This is a genomic window from Chryseobacterium sp. BLS98, from assembly GCF_001045445.1.
Taxonomy (GTDB): Bacteria; Bacteroidota; Bacteroidia; order Flavobacteriales; family Weeksellaceae; genus Chryseobacterium.
The window spans coordinates 662,001-676,059 of the sequence record NZ_LFNF01000002.1; the positions used below are offsets into that span (position 1 = coordinate 662,001).

Below are 14,059 nucleotides of genomic sequence, written 5' to 3' on the forward strand. Positions count from 1 at the left end.
TTTATGTATAAGTATATTTCTCTTCTTTTTATTTTCGTTCTTATTAACACAAATGCCCAAATCAATAAACAATTAATAGACAATTGGACAAGGGTAAAATCAAGCATGTTGGATGGAAGCAGAGATCTGTCGGCAAGCGATGAACGAATTTTAACCTGGAAAATCACCGATAATAAACTTTGTGAATACAAGCATCCTGTATTTGAAGATATGAAAACATGCATGGATATTAAAATAGAAGGTCAAAGTATAAAAGCTTCAGCATTGGCATTCTATGAAATAGAAAAATTAACATCTGATTCACTTGTAGTGATTTCAAGAATAAATGGAGAAACAAGTGGTGATAAAATAAAGAAAATATGGTTCGTTCGAACTTCAAAACTTCATAATGAATATCTTAGTAAAATAAAGAGTGACAGCACGATAACTGCAAATCGATATTTTACACCTACTCTTAAAAAAAATATTTTTTCTGATATTTTCGACCGTTATCCGAATGACTTCCATATAATAGGGAATATTATAATTTATCCCAAGAAACATATAGTTAACATTCAGCATGAAAATACAAATCAGTCTAAAAAAAGTATAGAAAGTATAGAATTCTTAAAATCAACTCTTGAAAAAAGTTATCACTTATGGAACCTTGAAGGTTTTGAAAACTTCGATCAAGTATCTATTCCTTTTAATATTGAAAGTGAGACTAAATATATAGACTCATTTCAGGGAGCAACGATGTCATTTACTTTTTTTAAAAACGAGCTTAAAAGCCCAAATAAAATACCTGTAAAAATTGAAAATAAATTCCTGTCTAATGAAACATTTCTTAAAGGAATTAAAGCTGTTGACGACAAAAAACTAGACAAGGCAATAGAGTTATTTAACAAGGCATTTGAACTGAATAATACAAATACAGATGCACTCTATAACATTGTCTCAATCAGCCTGAGTAAAAATGATGTTACTACAGCCTGCACTGCTTTAAAGAAATTAAAAGATTTTGAACAGACTGAAGGAACAAAGATTTTTAATGAAAAATGTTTAAAACATTAATTCATCTATTTAACCATAACTATAAACTACAGATTACTATAGAAATGTAATCAAGACTTACTCCGTTTCCATGGAAATAAAAAAACTAGAAAAACTGAATGACAATCCCAGCTTAGACTGGGGGATGAACGGCTACACCACGGATAAGATACTCGCCGTTTCTGCCGTTGAATTTTCCAGTTCTTTTGAATTTATTCTGAAAGAAAAGTCTATTCCCTACACCAAGATCTGGGAAACCAATTCAGATGAAATTATTGAAATTAATAAAATTATTGAAAAAGGGCATTCTTTTGGAGTTTTTGAGGGTAAAAAACTATCAGGCTGGGTCGTCTGTGAGCACAGAATATGGAACAACAGCTTTTATATAGAAAATATTCTGGTTAGTGAAAGTTTAAGAAGACAAGGGGCCGGAGCTCAACTGATTAAAAATGCTGTCCGGGAAGCCAGAAATTTAAACTGCAGAATCATTGAGCTGGAAACCCAAAATACCAACTACCCTGCCATACAGTTCTACAGGAGGTTGGGCTTCAGTATTACCGGACTGAATACGAGACTTTATGAGAATACGGAAGAAACGGCTGTATTCATGACCCTGGACTTATAAAGTTTAATCGAGACACACTATAAAAATTATTGATATTTTAATTTTGTACTAATCGGTACAATTATATATCTTTGCTTCATCAATTAATCTCCAATGGCAGGAAGACCTAAAATATTTGATGAGCAGCAAGCCATAGCAAAAGCAACTGAAGTTTTCAGGGATAAAGGCTATGATACAGCTTCGGCGGAAGAGCTGCTTTGTGCAATGGGCATTGGGAAAGGCAGTTTTTACCTGGCATTCAAAGGGGGAAAGCAGGAACTTTACATCCGTTCCATTACCCAGTTTGCAGATCATTTCTATCAAAAGCTTTCGGACAGTATCTCTGCTTCTGAAAACAAAATACAATTCATCAGGCAGTTTTTTTTAAGTCTTTCCGATGCTTCAGACTGTGATAAGGAACGGGGCTGTTATTTAGGAAATGCCCTGGTTCAGCTTTCTGAAAAAGATCAAAAAATAAAAAATATTACCGTGCAACTGCTGAAAAAATTACAGGCTCTGTTTGCAGAAACTGTAAGAAATGCACAAGAAAACGGGGAAATCATAAGTACTGAAAATCCTGAAATTATTGGATGGCACCTTAGCAATCTATGGAACGGAATCCATGTCACAAGAAGGATGGAGACTTCACCGGAAATCCTTAAAGGCATTATTGAAATCAATCTTAAAATACTAAACTAAAATTTTTTTAATCAATTTTGTACCATTCAGTACAATATAAAAATACTTATTAATTTAATACCCAAAAATGTCATGAACATTACCAACAACATCATCCTGATTACCGGCGGAGGCTCAGGAATAGGATTAGCCATTGCAAAAGCGCTGAACACCGACAACAAAATTATTATTGCGGGAAGAAATAAAGAAAAGCTCGATGCCGCAGCAAAAGGCCTTGAAAATGTCTTTACCATCCAGGCTGATATCACCAATGAAAAGGATGTGGATTCCCTTATTGAAGAAATTAAAGTGAATTTCGGAGAACTTAATATTCTAATCAACAATGCAGGGCATGCCTATACTTACACTCTTTCTGACAGTTCAGATACTTACAGCAAAGCCTTTGCAGAATTTGAAACCAATTATTTTGCCCCCATACGTCTGACTGAAAAACTGCTCCCACTATTAAAACAACAGGAAAATGCTGCAGTAGTGAATGTGTCTTCTATTGTGGCATTCGTTCCGGGCTCGCACATTCCGACGTATTCTGATTCAAAAGCAGCCCTTCATTCCTATACCCAATTATTAAGGTATGAACTGGCAAAAGATACTGCCGTTAAAATATTTGAACTGATGCCTCCTCTTGTCGATACGGATTTTTCTGCAGAAATCGGAGGCAAAGAGAATGGTATTCCTCCTTCAGAGGTAGCGGACAGTCTTGTAAACGGTCTTATCAATAACATCTACGAGATCCGTGTAGGAAATACGGAAGTCTTATACAGCAACTTTTTTGCAGGTTCAGAAGGTGCGTTTAATGTGATGAACGCATAATTTTTAACATACTGATCATTAATTGCGGGAAAAGGAAGAATCTTTTCCCGCAGTTTTGGTTACTATTAATTTTTTAATTTAAAATTATTACAACCGGATTTGGCTACAAGAAAAGCAGATCCGGCTACATCTGTTTTTTGAGGATTACGGAATTTTGCTTCAACAAAAAAAATCAAAATGAAAATTATCGTAACAGGTTCATTAGGAAATATCAGCAAACCGCTGACAAAAGAACTGACGGGCAGAGGACATTCTGTAACCGTTATCAGCAGAAACAGTGAAAAGCAAGCGGAAATTGAGGCTCTAGGGGCAAAAGCAGCCATCGGATCTATGGAAGACGTAGATTTTTTAACAGAAACTTTTAAAGGTGTAGATGTTGTTTATGCTATGGAGGCCTTGAATGCGGGTGTATTCTTTGATCATACTATTGATTTTATAGAAGCCAATATCCAGATTGCAAGAAACTACAAAGATGCTTTTGAAAAATCGGGAGTAAAGAATATTATCCATTTAAGCAGTATCGGGGCACATATGAGTGAAGGAAACGGAATTCTTACCTCTCATTATCAAGTAGAAAAAATACTGAATGAGCTTCCGGATGATGTTTCCATCAAGTTTATGCGTCCGGTCGGGTTTTATTACAATATGTTTTCATTCATTCCTACCATCCAGTCACAAGGTTTAATTATTCAAAATTATGGTGGAGATCAAAAAGAGCCCTGGGTGTCGCCACTGGATATTGCAAGTACCATTGCGGAAGAGATTGAAAGGCCATTCAATGGAAGAGAAATCCGCTATATTGCAAGCGAAGAAATTTCTCCCAACGAAATTGCGCAAACACTGGGTGAAGCCATTGGAAAAACTGATCTTAAATGGTTAACTGTTTCCGATGAAGAAATCCTAAACAGCATGGTGAAAGCAGGAATGAATCCGAAAACAGCTAAAGGCTTTGTAGAAATGAATGCTGCAAGAGGAACTGGTGCTCTATACGAAGATTATTATCTGCACAGACCTATTTTAGGAAAAGTAAAACTGAAAGAATTTGCAAAAGAATTTGCGGCAGCTTATCATCAATAATAGTTAATTTTGTGATATGAAACAGCCCATCAGAATCAAAACGATCAGTGAATTTCACCAGTTCCGTGGCCTGGCGAAACCTGAGCATCCACTCATCAGTGTTGTAGATTACAGCATGATTAAGGATGATGCAAGCCAAACTGAGCTGAGCTGGATTCTTGACTTCTACTCTATTTCTGTTAAACGGACGTCTCTCACGAAGATAAAATATGGGCAGCAGCAATATGATTTTGATGAAGGATTCATGTTTTTTATGGCTCCGGGGCAGGTTTTCAGCGTTAAAAGAGATCCGGGTTCAATTGCAAAACATACGGGATGGATCCTGCTCATTCATCCCGATTTTCTTTGGCACACTCCTTTGGCAAAGACTATACAAAATTATGAATACTTTGATTATTCGGTGAACGAAGCTTTATTTTTATCGGAAAAGGAAGAAAATATCATCAGCAATATCGTTCAGAATATTCATCAGGAATACCATTCCAATATTGACACATTCAGCCAGAATATTATTATTTCACAGATCGAAACGCTTCTCAATTATTCGGAACGTTTCTATCAGCGGCAATTTATCACCCGCAAAATTTCCAGTCACAAAATACTGGACTCTTTGGAGGTAATTCTTACTGATTATTTTAACAGCGAAGATCTCATTGCTAAAGGGCTTCCAAGTGTACAGTATATTGCAGATGAACTGAATGTATCACCAGGCTATTTAACCGGCCTGCTAAAGGTTCTTACCGGGCAGAATACCCAGCAGCATATCCATGAAAAACTGATCGGGAAGGCAAAGGAAAAATTATCAACAACCCAACTTTCAGTTAGTGAAATTGCTTATGAATTAGGCTTTGAGCATCCTCAGTCGTTCAGCAAATTATTTAAAAGCAAAACCCATCTTTCTCCACTGGAATTCAGAAAATCTTTTAGCTGAATACTTTCAGACAGTTAATACTTACCAATATATAAACGCATCGCTCCGATGCGTTTTTTTTAGAAAGTTTTTCATTTAAAAATGATTACAGTCAATTCACTGATTAGCAACAAATACAAAACAAAAAATCAACCAATAATCTAAAATAACAGTATTTTTATCACTTAAAATTGAAATATAATTAATTTTTTATATATTTATCGAACTAAAACAATATTAATTACTATGAAAAAAACATTCTTATTTGCTATTGCATGCAGTTTATTCCTGACCTCATGCAATAATGAAAGTATTCCGACTGTAACTCAGGAAAACCAAAGAACAGAAGCTGTTCAGAATTTCAAACGTGCGATCACCACCATGAATACTTCTAAAAATCTTCCTATGAGTGATGAGAAGCAAAGCACTGAATATCCGTTTCCACAATTAAGCGAAAAGAGAAAAGAAGCCCTTCTCCCTGCAGCAAAATCTCTCATAAAATCTACAGGTATAAAAGATGAACAAATTGAAGAGGCTACCCATGGTGATAAAACCAAAATCATATTATGGGCCATGGAAATTTTCCAGGATCATTACACTAGTTCTTCTCTATAACCTTAAAGCTTAATTTTTAAATCAATATGAAAAATATTTCCCTATTCCTTTTATTATTAATCGGAACCCTCGCATATGCCCAGACAGGAAGCATGACCATTTATAATTTTTCGACGCAAAGTGTTACCTATAACCTGATCGGTACCAATGACAACAGTTATCCCATAGACTGCCAGCCTATTGTAGAAGGAAATTCTGCAACGGCTTTACCGCCGTCATCCACTGTAGTTTATTCACAATACAATAACAGCCACCTGGTAACCCCTGCCATCAACGAATGGAAAGTAATCTCAGACGCAATATTTATCCCCAGCCAGACTTATAATGTGTCTGCAGGAGTTACTATTCCACCTGTTATCACCACTCCTACATCATGGCAATCGCTACGCCTTACTTTTTCAAATGGTGAAATGATCCACCTTGGAAGAGACTGCGGATATGTTGACAGCCATCATGGAGCTTTTAACGGTTCTACTCCTACCGGTATTACAGCTACATGGAATTATTTAGGAAATAATGTTGTAGTATTTATCAACTAACACAATTCATCAACGACAATATAGGGCAGATCCGTCATTCGGGTCTGCCTTTTTCAATCATTTTCTTTTAAAATCTGAAAATAGTTTCTTTAAGTAATAAACTTGCCTTTTCACTTGTTATTAGTATATGAAAACAATTCCATTATTTATTTTCTTCATGATCTCCATCATTGCCGTTTCAGCGCAGGCCAGCGATACGGAAGCTTCTTTTGAAACTTCCGATCATGTTAAAATCAATTATAAGATTTCCGGAAAAGGGGCAGCCTGCATCTATGTTCCCGGAGGTCCGGGACAGGGATTTCCTTCCTTTGAACTTTTGGGTGGAAATAATCTTGAAAAAAATATGCAGATGATCTATATGGACCAACGCGGGTCAGGCAGTTCCGGAACCTCAGATAATTACCATCTGGATACGATGGTTCGGGACATCGAAGAACTGAGACAGCATCTAAAGCTCGATAAAGTTTTTCTACTGGCTCATTCTTTCGGAGGGATTATAGCGGTTAATTATGCCAAAAAATATCCTCAGCATACAAAAGGATTAATTCTGGCCAATATCACACTTCATTTCCTCAACGATGACACCCTGAAAGAGCAGATAGAATACGGAAACAGTCTTCTCCAACTGCAGAATAAAGCAGTTCCCAGGGACAGCCTTTCTAATGAGCTGGCAAAAATCAGTACTGCCTTAAGAAAGAAAAGAATCGGATATAAATTTCTTACGGAAGATATTGAAACCATCAAACAAACCGATAAAATAGATTCTCTTCACCCAAGGATCATAGATTTTGGGATGGCCGTGATTTCAAAACCCAAAAAGTATCCTGAATACTATACTGATTATGCACCACTTACAAAAGACATTCGTGTTCCGGTTTTAGTTATCACCGGAAAAAAAGATAAAGCCGTAGGAACCCGGCATTATAAAGCATTCCGGTTTCCGGATCAAAAAGTTCTTGTCATTGATGGCGGACATCTTTTGTATTATGAGAAAAACAGGGAGTTTGTGGATGCAGTGAGAGAATTTGTTGATAAGCATCGTTGAATTTTAGATTCTTTTTATGATCCATTCCAATGGTGTGATCGGTTCTTATAATATTTTCGAACGCTATTTAAATGAAGAGAAAAGTCTTAAAATAAATAAATGAACTGCTAAAAAAGACTCAGCGCGGCCTTCGGCCGCGCTGAGTCTTTATATAAAATTTAGATCAATTAAAACTTAAGATCTCCGTTTACCTCTCTTACAGCATTAGCCGCTTCAGCAAACTTCAACTGCTCATCTGCAGTTAATGTTATGTTTACGATTTTTTCTACTCCATTTGCTCCGATAATAGCCGGAACTCCTAAACAGATATCATTTTGTCCGTATTCACCTTCAAGCATCAGAGAGCAAGGGATCATTTTTTTCTGGTCACAAGCGATTGCCTGAACCATTACAGAAACTGCTGCACCTGGTGCATACCATGCTGATGTTCCTAATAATTTAGTTAATGTAGCTCCTCCTACTTTAGTTTCTTCAATAACGTACTTTTGCTGCTCATCACTTAAGAATTCAGTGACAGGAACACCGTTTCTTGTAGCCTTGCTTAATAGAGGAAGCATTCCGGTATCACTGTGAGCAGCGATTACCATACCGTCTACGTCAGAAATCGGACTTTCCAATGCTTCAGCCAATCTGTATTTGAATCTTGCGGAATCCAGCGCACCACCCATTCCGATGATTTTGTGCTTAGGAAGACCTGAAGTCTTGTGTACCAAATAAGCCATAGTATCCATTGGATTGGAAACTACGATGATGATCACATCCGGAGAATGTTTTACAAGGTTTGCCGTAACATCTTTTACAATTCCTGCATTGATGCCGATCAGCTCTTCTCTTGTCATTCCAGGTTTTCTTGGGATACCTGAAGTGATTACTGCCACATGAGAACCTGCAGTTTTGCTGTAATCTCCTGTTGTTCCGGTAATTTTTGTATCAAATCCGTTTAGTGATGCAGTCTGCATCAAATCCATTGCTTTACCTTCAGCAAACCCTTCTTTAATGTCTACCAAAACTACTTCTGAACAGAAGTTTTTCATTGCGATGTATTCTGCACAGCTTGCTCCTACAGCGCCTGCACCTACTACAGTTACTTTCATATTGTATATTTTTTTTAAATTATTTTTTAGTTCAGTCTAAAAATTGAAACGCCCAAATTTAACAATTCCTGAAAAAGTGGGCAATTTTTCAGGAATTTAATTGGACTTCGGTGAAATTAATTGACGTTCAGTAAAAACGTATATAGTTTTTTCGCTCCGGAAAGGACTTCGCTGTAGTTTTCCTCGGTCACTTCAGTATCCAGAACCTCTTTGAAATTTTTCCACATAGGCCCCGTATTCTCCTGGTAGCAACCGAAGAAATTGAAGGTTACCTCATCAAAACCTTCTGTTTTAGAAAGCTGTTTGGCGATCACATTTCCCCCTAAAGTAGAACCTTCGATCACGTACATGGCTCCCAAAGCCTCATGCTCATTATTAAATTCGAGATGATGGGAAGCAGACTGATTTTCCAGGGAAAGACTTTCAAGATCTTTTTCAATAAGGGAAAGCTTCTTTCTGTCGTTCAGCTGAAGTTTTTCCGAATATTTATCGGAAAGACTTCTGAATATCTGGTCTTCGCTGTGAAGAAGCATCAGATAGTTGGTATTGATGATTTTTTTATAATCTTCTAATGTGAAGGTTTTATTAAAAATTTTTTCAGAATTGAAAAGTTTCTCCGCAGCATCGTGATATTCCGCTGTATTTTGTTTAAGATACTCTGATACCATACAATAAGGTTTTAAAGTTTCTCAAATTTACGGCTTTTTAAACGTTAAAATAAAACAAGTACCCTCTTTATTGCTCGTGTAATCCACATTTCCTCCGATACGGGTCATAATTCTGTGTACAATAGACAACCCTACTCCGTTTCCTTTAAAAGTTTTGGCATTATCCATCCTGTTAAAGATTTTGAACATCTTATGTTTTTCCTGCTCGGGGATTCCTATACCGTTGTCTGAAATCCTGTATACAACAGTTTCGTTTTCCACGGTTCCCCAGATTTCCACTTTGGGCTCGTCCTGGTGGGAGGTATATTTTACGGCATTATTAATGACATTCAAAAAAACCTGATTAAGCATCGTTTTATCTGCAAGTACGTCAGGACATTCTTTAATAACGATTACCGTTTTTGGAGTATCAAAAGTAATTTTAGCATTTTCCGATATCTTTTGAATTGTATTCAGAGGTTGAAGGCGCTCCAGTTCTATTTCGCTGTGTTTGGCACGGCTGAGCTGCAGTACATCATGCATCATTTCTGCCATACTGTCGATTTCTTCAATAATGGAGGTCAGTTTATTTTTATTCTTTTCCGTTTTCTCAAAATTGGCAAGCAGCATCTGGGCATTCAGCTTCATCACAGTAAGAGGAGTCCCCAGGTCATGTGAAATGGTGTATGAAAAACTGTCAAGCTCTTCATTTACCTTTCTCAGCTCATTATTCAGTGCTTTAATGGCATTATACTGTTTGTGGGAAGTTTCAAGGATTACATCACGCACAGCCTGTACGGCATGAATATCTCTGGAATTCCATCTTTTTGAATTCCCTTTGATATTTTCTGTAAAAATATGGAAAGAAGTCCTTGGCGAAACCATTTGCTTTTCTTCACCATTCTGAAGAAATACCTCTACTTTCTTTTCAGGATTTCCAGCCCAGTTAATGTGTTCGTCAAACTCTTTGCGGAACCAGATCAGCATTTCTTTTTTACTTCTTTCAATAAAGTAGATAATGATTCCTGCAGCATTTTCATCAAGCTTCAATTCCTGTCCGTAATCTTTAAGAAAACTACGGCTTACAAAAATACTTTCTGAAGTATTCTCAAGAGCCCAATGGGCAATACTGTCAATGATATCATAATCCGGAACAACTCCTACAGTCACTATATTTCCTTCAGAAATAATAGCAAGACCATCCGATTCAGGCAGTTTCCTGATTTTCGCTTTATTATCAGCAAGAGAATCGAAAAGATTATTATGTTTTAAAAATTCCGATTTCAGCTGAGATGCTTTTTCATTCAGCTCCAGACGGTATTTCAGTTCGTTTTTAGATTTGAATGAAGAATAGGCATTGGAAGCCAGGGCTGTAAAAATCCCTGCCTGTACCCTGTCTTCAAGGTCAATATGCTTAAATTCTGAATTCTGACAGGTAACTAATCCCCAAAGATGATCATCAATAATAATGGATATACTGAAACTTGAAGTGGCCCCGGAGTTTTTAATGTACTGCCCATGTATGGGAGACATTCCGCGGGAAGCCACAAAAGTAAGGTCTATATTTTCTTCAGAACGGCTCATAAGCGGAACTGTTTCATCATATACATTACTGAATATTCTTTTCCTTTTCTTTAAATAAAGTGCTCTGGCCTGCCTTGGAATATCAGATTCAGGATAATGAAGCCCCAGATAACTCTCCATATTATCGTCTCTTCTTTCTGCAATTACCTTTCCTGAACCGTCCATCATAAATTTATAAACCATCATCCGGTCATAATTCACAATTTTGGAAAGCGTTCCCAGCAATTGATCCCACAACTCCTGCTCGTTGTCTATGACATAGAAATTGTCATATTTATTAGAAATTCGTTTATTCCGGTTTTCCAAAACCATTTCAAATTCCAGAAAAATATGTTTTCCACTTCTGAAAACAGAAAAATGATACTCTTTTTCACCAAGAAATACCTTATCAAAATGGGTTTCGTTTTCTCTTTTTGTAAAGCTCTTTAGAGATGAATACAGATCAGATTCAATAACAGGGCGGAAGATCTCAGGAAAGTCCATAAGGCTTTTTTCAAAAAGCTGTTCCGCATTTTCGATTCTGAATATATCGGTAATATTCCGGCTGAAAAAAGTAATGGAATGGGACTCTGCATCAATGCCAATCAGGTATCCAAAACTTTGTATATACCCAGGAATATGGATAGGTTCCTCATGACACTCTACAAAATTCATATATTTCTTTGATCTATCAAATATAACGATTTTTTTACCGTCATGTTGCTTTGTGGTATTAAATCATGAAACCCTTACAGCACTGGGGTCCTATAAATTTAACTACATTTTAGCTTTAGACACTTTGTTCCCGACATCAACGAGTACTTTAGTTTAAAATATACTAAAAATTTATAAAAAATGCAAATTTAATTTTTCAATTATGATTGATCCCATGAATCCTATATGACACTTAAAATAATTATGTTAATTAAATAAAATTTATTAAATTTATATCACTAAATGATGAATACGGTTAAGAATTAGTATTTTTTTTCGTTATTTACAACAACAGTTATCTCATCTTTAAATCCAAAATAAGCTATGAAAAAGTTCCCATTAATTTTATTTTCACTTATCCTTTCTATAGGATTATGGAATCCGTCAGAAGCATGCACAAGGGTAGTTTACAAAGGACCACAAAATACCGTTATCACAGCCCGTTCTATGGATTGGCGTGATGAGATCCCCGCTAACTTATGGGTTTTACCCAAAGGAATAGACCGTAATGGATTGGTAGGTCCGAAATCTGTAAAATGGACTGCAAAATATGGAAGCCTTATAAGTTCTTCCTGGGACATTGCTTCAGCCGACGGCATGAACGAAAAAGGATTAGTTGCCAACCTGCTTTGGCTGGGAGAATCCCAATACCCAAAATTTGATGGTAAAGGAAGTAAAAAGGGAATTGCAATTTCATTATGGGCACAATACTATCTTGATAATTTTGCTACAGTAAAAGAAGCTGTGGAATTCTCACGAAAAGAGCCATTCATTATTGTAAGTGATTATATTCCGGGAACAGAAAGATTTACAACCGTCCATCTTTCCATTTCGGATGCTTCAGGAGACAACGCAGTATTTGAATATATTGACGGAAAACTGGTTATTCATCATGATCCGTCTTATACGGTAATGACCAACTCTCCTGTTTTTGAGGAACAGCTAGCGTTAAACAATTACTGGAAAGGGATTCCGGGAACCGTGATGCTTCCGGGAACAAACCGAGCTGCAGACCGTTTCGTTCGAGCTTCCTACTACATCAATGCAATTCCTCAGACTGCAGATACTCGTACAGCAATAGCGAGTGTTTTCAGCGTTATCAGAAACTGCTCTGTTCCTTACGGAATCACCTCAGCCACAGAACCCAATATTTCGTCAACAAGATGGCGCTCTGTTTCTGATCAGAAAAACCTGGTATATTATTTTGAAACGGTTTTCACGCCAAATACCTTTTGGGTAGATCTTAAAGATTTTGATCTTAGTTCTAAAGGTAAAGTAATGAAACTGGATCTGAGTAATAATAACACTTACAACGGGAAATCCAATGCGAATTTCAAAGAATCTGTACCGTTCACTTTCTTAGGATTAAAATAGATATTTCACCACAACCATTCTTATACCTAGCAAATTAACACTCTGAATGTTTGGATTATGATTAAACGCGAAGTGATATCAATCAAAGATTTGACAGGAGGTTAATCAGTTGTGGTTAGAATAATATTCACAGTAAAAAACAAAAATAGATATGGCCTTTTTTTCAATTAAAAAGAAAAGCCTGATTCTTTGCATGCTAGCCTGCGGGTTATCTGCTTATGCACAAAATCAGGACTCTCTGAAGACCACACCTCCTCCACAGGAAGAAGACAATGTAAAATACCCTGTACTGCAGATCAAAGGTCTTTTCCAGGCACGCTATCTCGTGGGAATGGCAAAAGATGTAGATGTAAACGGGCTTCATCATGCAGACGGATCAGGAACCAGCAATAATTTTATGCTTAAGTACATGAGGGTTCAGGTACGTGCACAGATCAGTAAAAGAACGGAAGTCGTGGCCCTTGCCAATCTTGCCGATTTTAAAAATGATCCTAAAAGCAGAGTCCTTGAGAACGCCTATCTGAAATATACATTCAATCCTAAACTTGCTTTCACCGTGGGACAGTTCAGACCGTGGTTCGGTATTGAAGAGACTTATCCTATAGACATCATCAAATCTCTGGACTGGTCCAATCAGTATACAGAATTTGGAAAACTGGGCTGGACGAGCTTCCAGATCGGACTTTCTGCAACAGGACAGCTTCAGCTGGGGGAAATACCATTTCAGTATGCCATTTCAGTCGTTAATGGAAACGGGAAAAATCAGATCAATGATAACGACAACGGCAAGCAATATTCTACAAGACTGGTTTTCGGGCTGTCAAAAAAATACAATTTCAATGTCGGCCTGAATGGAGGTATTGGCGAAGTTTTAAGCAAAAAAGTATACGCAGTAGGAATTGACCTGAGCTCCATGATCCAGTTTGACCCGAAATGGAGCCTGGATATGCAGCTGGAAGCCAAACAGGCAACCAATCATGTATTGTACAATACCATAGATCCGGAACTGAGACCTGGCAATCCTGACCAGTACCTGATCCGGGGTGCTTATTTCCTTCCCAATCTTAGGTACGAGATCAATCATAAAAACCTCAGCGCTTTCGAGCTGTCATGCCGGTATGAATATCTGGACACCAATTTCCGGCTAAATTCCAATCCGAGACAAACCATTACCCCGATGTTCGGCCTTGAATTCCTGAAAAATTACGGAGCAAGGATTCAGCTGGGCGTCCAGTTCGACCGTTACAAACATCAGGTGGAAAATACATCACAATACAACAATAATCTGTTCATTGTTCAGGTACAAAGTAGATTTTAACCGCTTAAATATTTATAG

Annotated in this window: 14 protein-coding genes; 11 read left to right on the forward strand and 3 right to left on the reverse strand. The window is 37.1% G+C overall.

Annotation, left to right across the window (positions count from 1 at the left end; translation table 11 throughout):
• Positions 1-3: 3 nt before the first annotated feature.
• The 9 genes from ACM40_RS07900 (at position 4) to ACM40_RS07940 (ending at position 7,331) form a co-directional block, all read left to right on the forward strand.
• Positions 4-1,053 carry a tetratricopeptide repeat protein gene (locus tag ACM40_RS07900; RefSeq protein ID WP_048502274.1) on the forward strand — a complete coding sequence of 350 codons (1,050 nt, stop codon included), beginning with the start codon at positions 4-6 and terminating at the stop codon, positions 1,051-1,053.
• Positions 1,054-1,123: 70 nt separating this feature from the next.
• Positions 1,124-1,657 carry a GNAT family N-acetyltransferase gene (locus ACM40_RS07905; protein WP_048502275.1) on the forward strand — a complete coding sequence of 178 codons (534 nt, stop codon included), beginning with the start codon at positions 1,124-1,126 and terminating at the stop codon, positions 1,655-1,657.
• A 93-nt stretch (positions 1,658-1,750) separates the two neighbouring features.
• Entirely contained in the window at positions 1,751-2,335 is a 585-nt protein-coding gene (locus ACM40_RS07910) for a TetR/AcrR family transcriptional regulator (RefSeq protein ID WP_048502276.1), read from the forward strand.
• Positions 2,336-2,407: 72 nt separating this feature from the next.
• Positions 2,408-3,145, forward strand: coding sequence for an SDR family oxidoreductase (locus ACM40_RS07915; protein WP_048502277.1), 738 nt, complete (start codon positions 2,408-2,410; stop codon positions 3,143-3,145).
• A gap of 177 nt (positions 3,146-3,322) precedes the next feature.
• The gene (locus tag ACM40_RS07920; protein WP_048502278.1) at positions 3,323-4,222 is read left to right on the forward strand and encodes an NmrA family NAD(P)-binding protein; all 900 of its coding nucleotides are present in this window, start codon (positions 3,323-3,325) and stop codon (positions 4,220-4,222) included.
• Positions 4,223-4,238: 16 nt separating this feature from the next.
• Positions 4,239-5,153 (forward strand): helix-turn-helix domain-containing protein, encoded by a 915-nt coding sequence (locus ACM40_RS07925; RefSeq protein ID WP_048502279.1) that lies wholly within the window; start codon positions 4,239-4,241, stop codon positions 5,151-5,153.
• Positions 5,154-5,378: 225 nt separating this feature from the next.
• Positions 5,379-5,747: a hypothetical protein gene (locus tag ACM40_RS07930; protein WP_048502280.1), complete on the forward strand. Its 369-nt coding sequence runs from the start codon at positions 5,379-5,381 to the stop codon at positions 5,745-5,747.
• A gap of 26 nt (positions 5,748-5,773) precedes the next feature.
• Positions 5,774-6,286: a hypothetical protein gene (locus ACM40_RS07935; protein ID WP_048502281.1), complete on the forward strand. Its 513-nt coding sequence runs from the start codon at positions 5,774-5,776 to the stop codon at positions 6,284-6,286.
• A 127-nt stretch (positions 6,287-6,413) separates the two neighbouring features.
• Positions 6,414-7,331, forward strand: a complete 918-nt coding sequence (locus ACM40_RS07940; RefSeq protein WP_048502282.1) for an alpha/beta fold hydrolase — start codon at positions 6,414-6,416, stop codon at positions 7,329-7,331.
• Between the two features lie 167 nt (positions 7,332-7,498).
• Here ACM40_RS07940 and ACM40_RS07945 read toward each other — a convergent pair whose 3' ends face one another.
• The 3 genes from ACM40_RS07945 to ACM40_RS07955 form a co-directional block, all read right to left on the reverse strand.
• Positions 7,499-8,425 carry a malate dehydrogenase gene (locus tag ACM40_RS07945; RefSeq protein WP_048502283.1) on the reverse strand — a complete coding sequence of 309 codons (927 nt, stop codon included), beginning with the start codon at positions 8,423-8,425 and terminating at the stop codon, positions 7,499-7,501.
• Between the two features lie 116 nt (positions 8,426-8,541).
• Positions 8,542-9,093 (reverse strand): biliverdin-producing heme oxygenase, encoded by a 552-nt coding sequence (locus ACM40_RS07950; protein ID WP_048502284.1) that lies wholly within the window; start codon positions 9,091-9,093, stop codon positions 8,542-8,544.
• Positions 9,094-9,120: 27 nt separating this feature from the next.
• Complete coding sequence (locus ACM40_RS07955; RefSeq protein ID WP_048502285.1) at positions 9,121-11,310, reverse strand: ATP-binding protein; 2,190 nt, start codon at positions 11,308-11,310, stop codon at positions 9,121-9,123.
• 363 nt (positions 11,311-11,673) lie between these two features.
• Here ACM40_RS07955 and ACM40_RS07960 point away from each other — a divergent pair, with 363 nt between their 5' ends.
• Positions 11,674-12,723, forward strand: a complete 1,050-nt coding sequence (locus tag ACM40_RS07960) for a linear amide C-N hydrolase (protein WP_048502286.1) — start codon at positions 11,674-11,676, stop codon at positions 12,721-12,723.
• 151 nt (positions 12,724-12,874) lie between these two features.
• Positions 12,875-14,041, forward strand: coding sequence for a porin (locus ACM40_RS07965; protein ID WP_048502287.1), 1,167 nt, complete (start codon positions 12,875-12,877; stop codon positions 14,039-14,041).
• Positions 14,042-14,059: the final 18 nt, after the last annotated feature.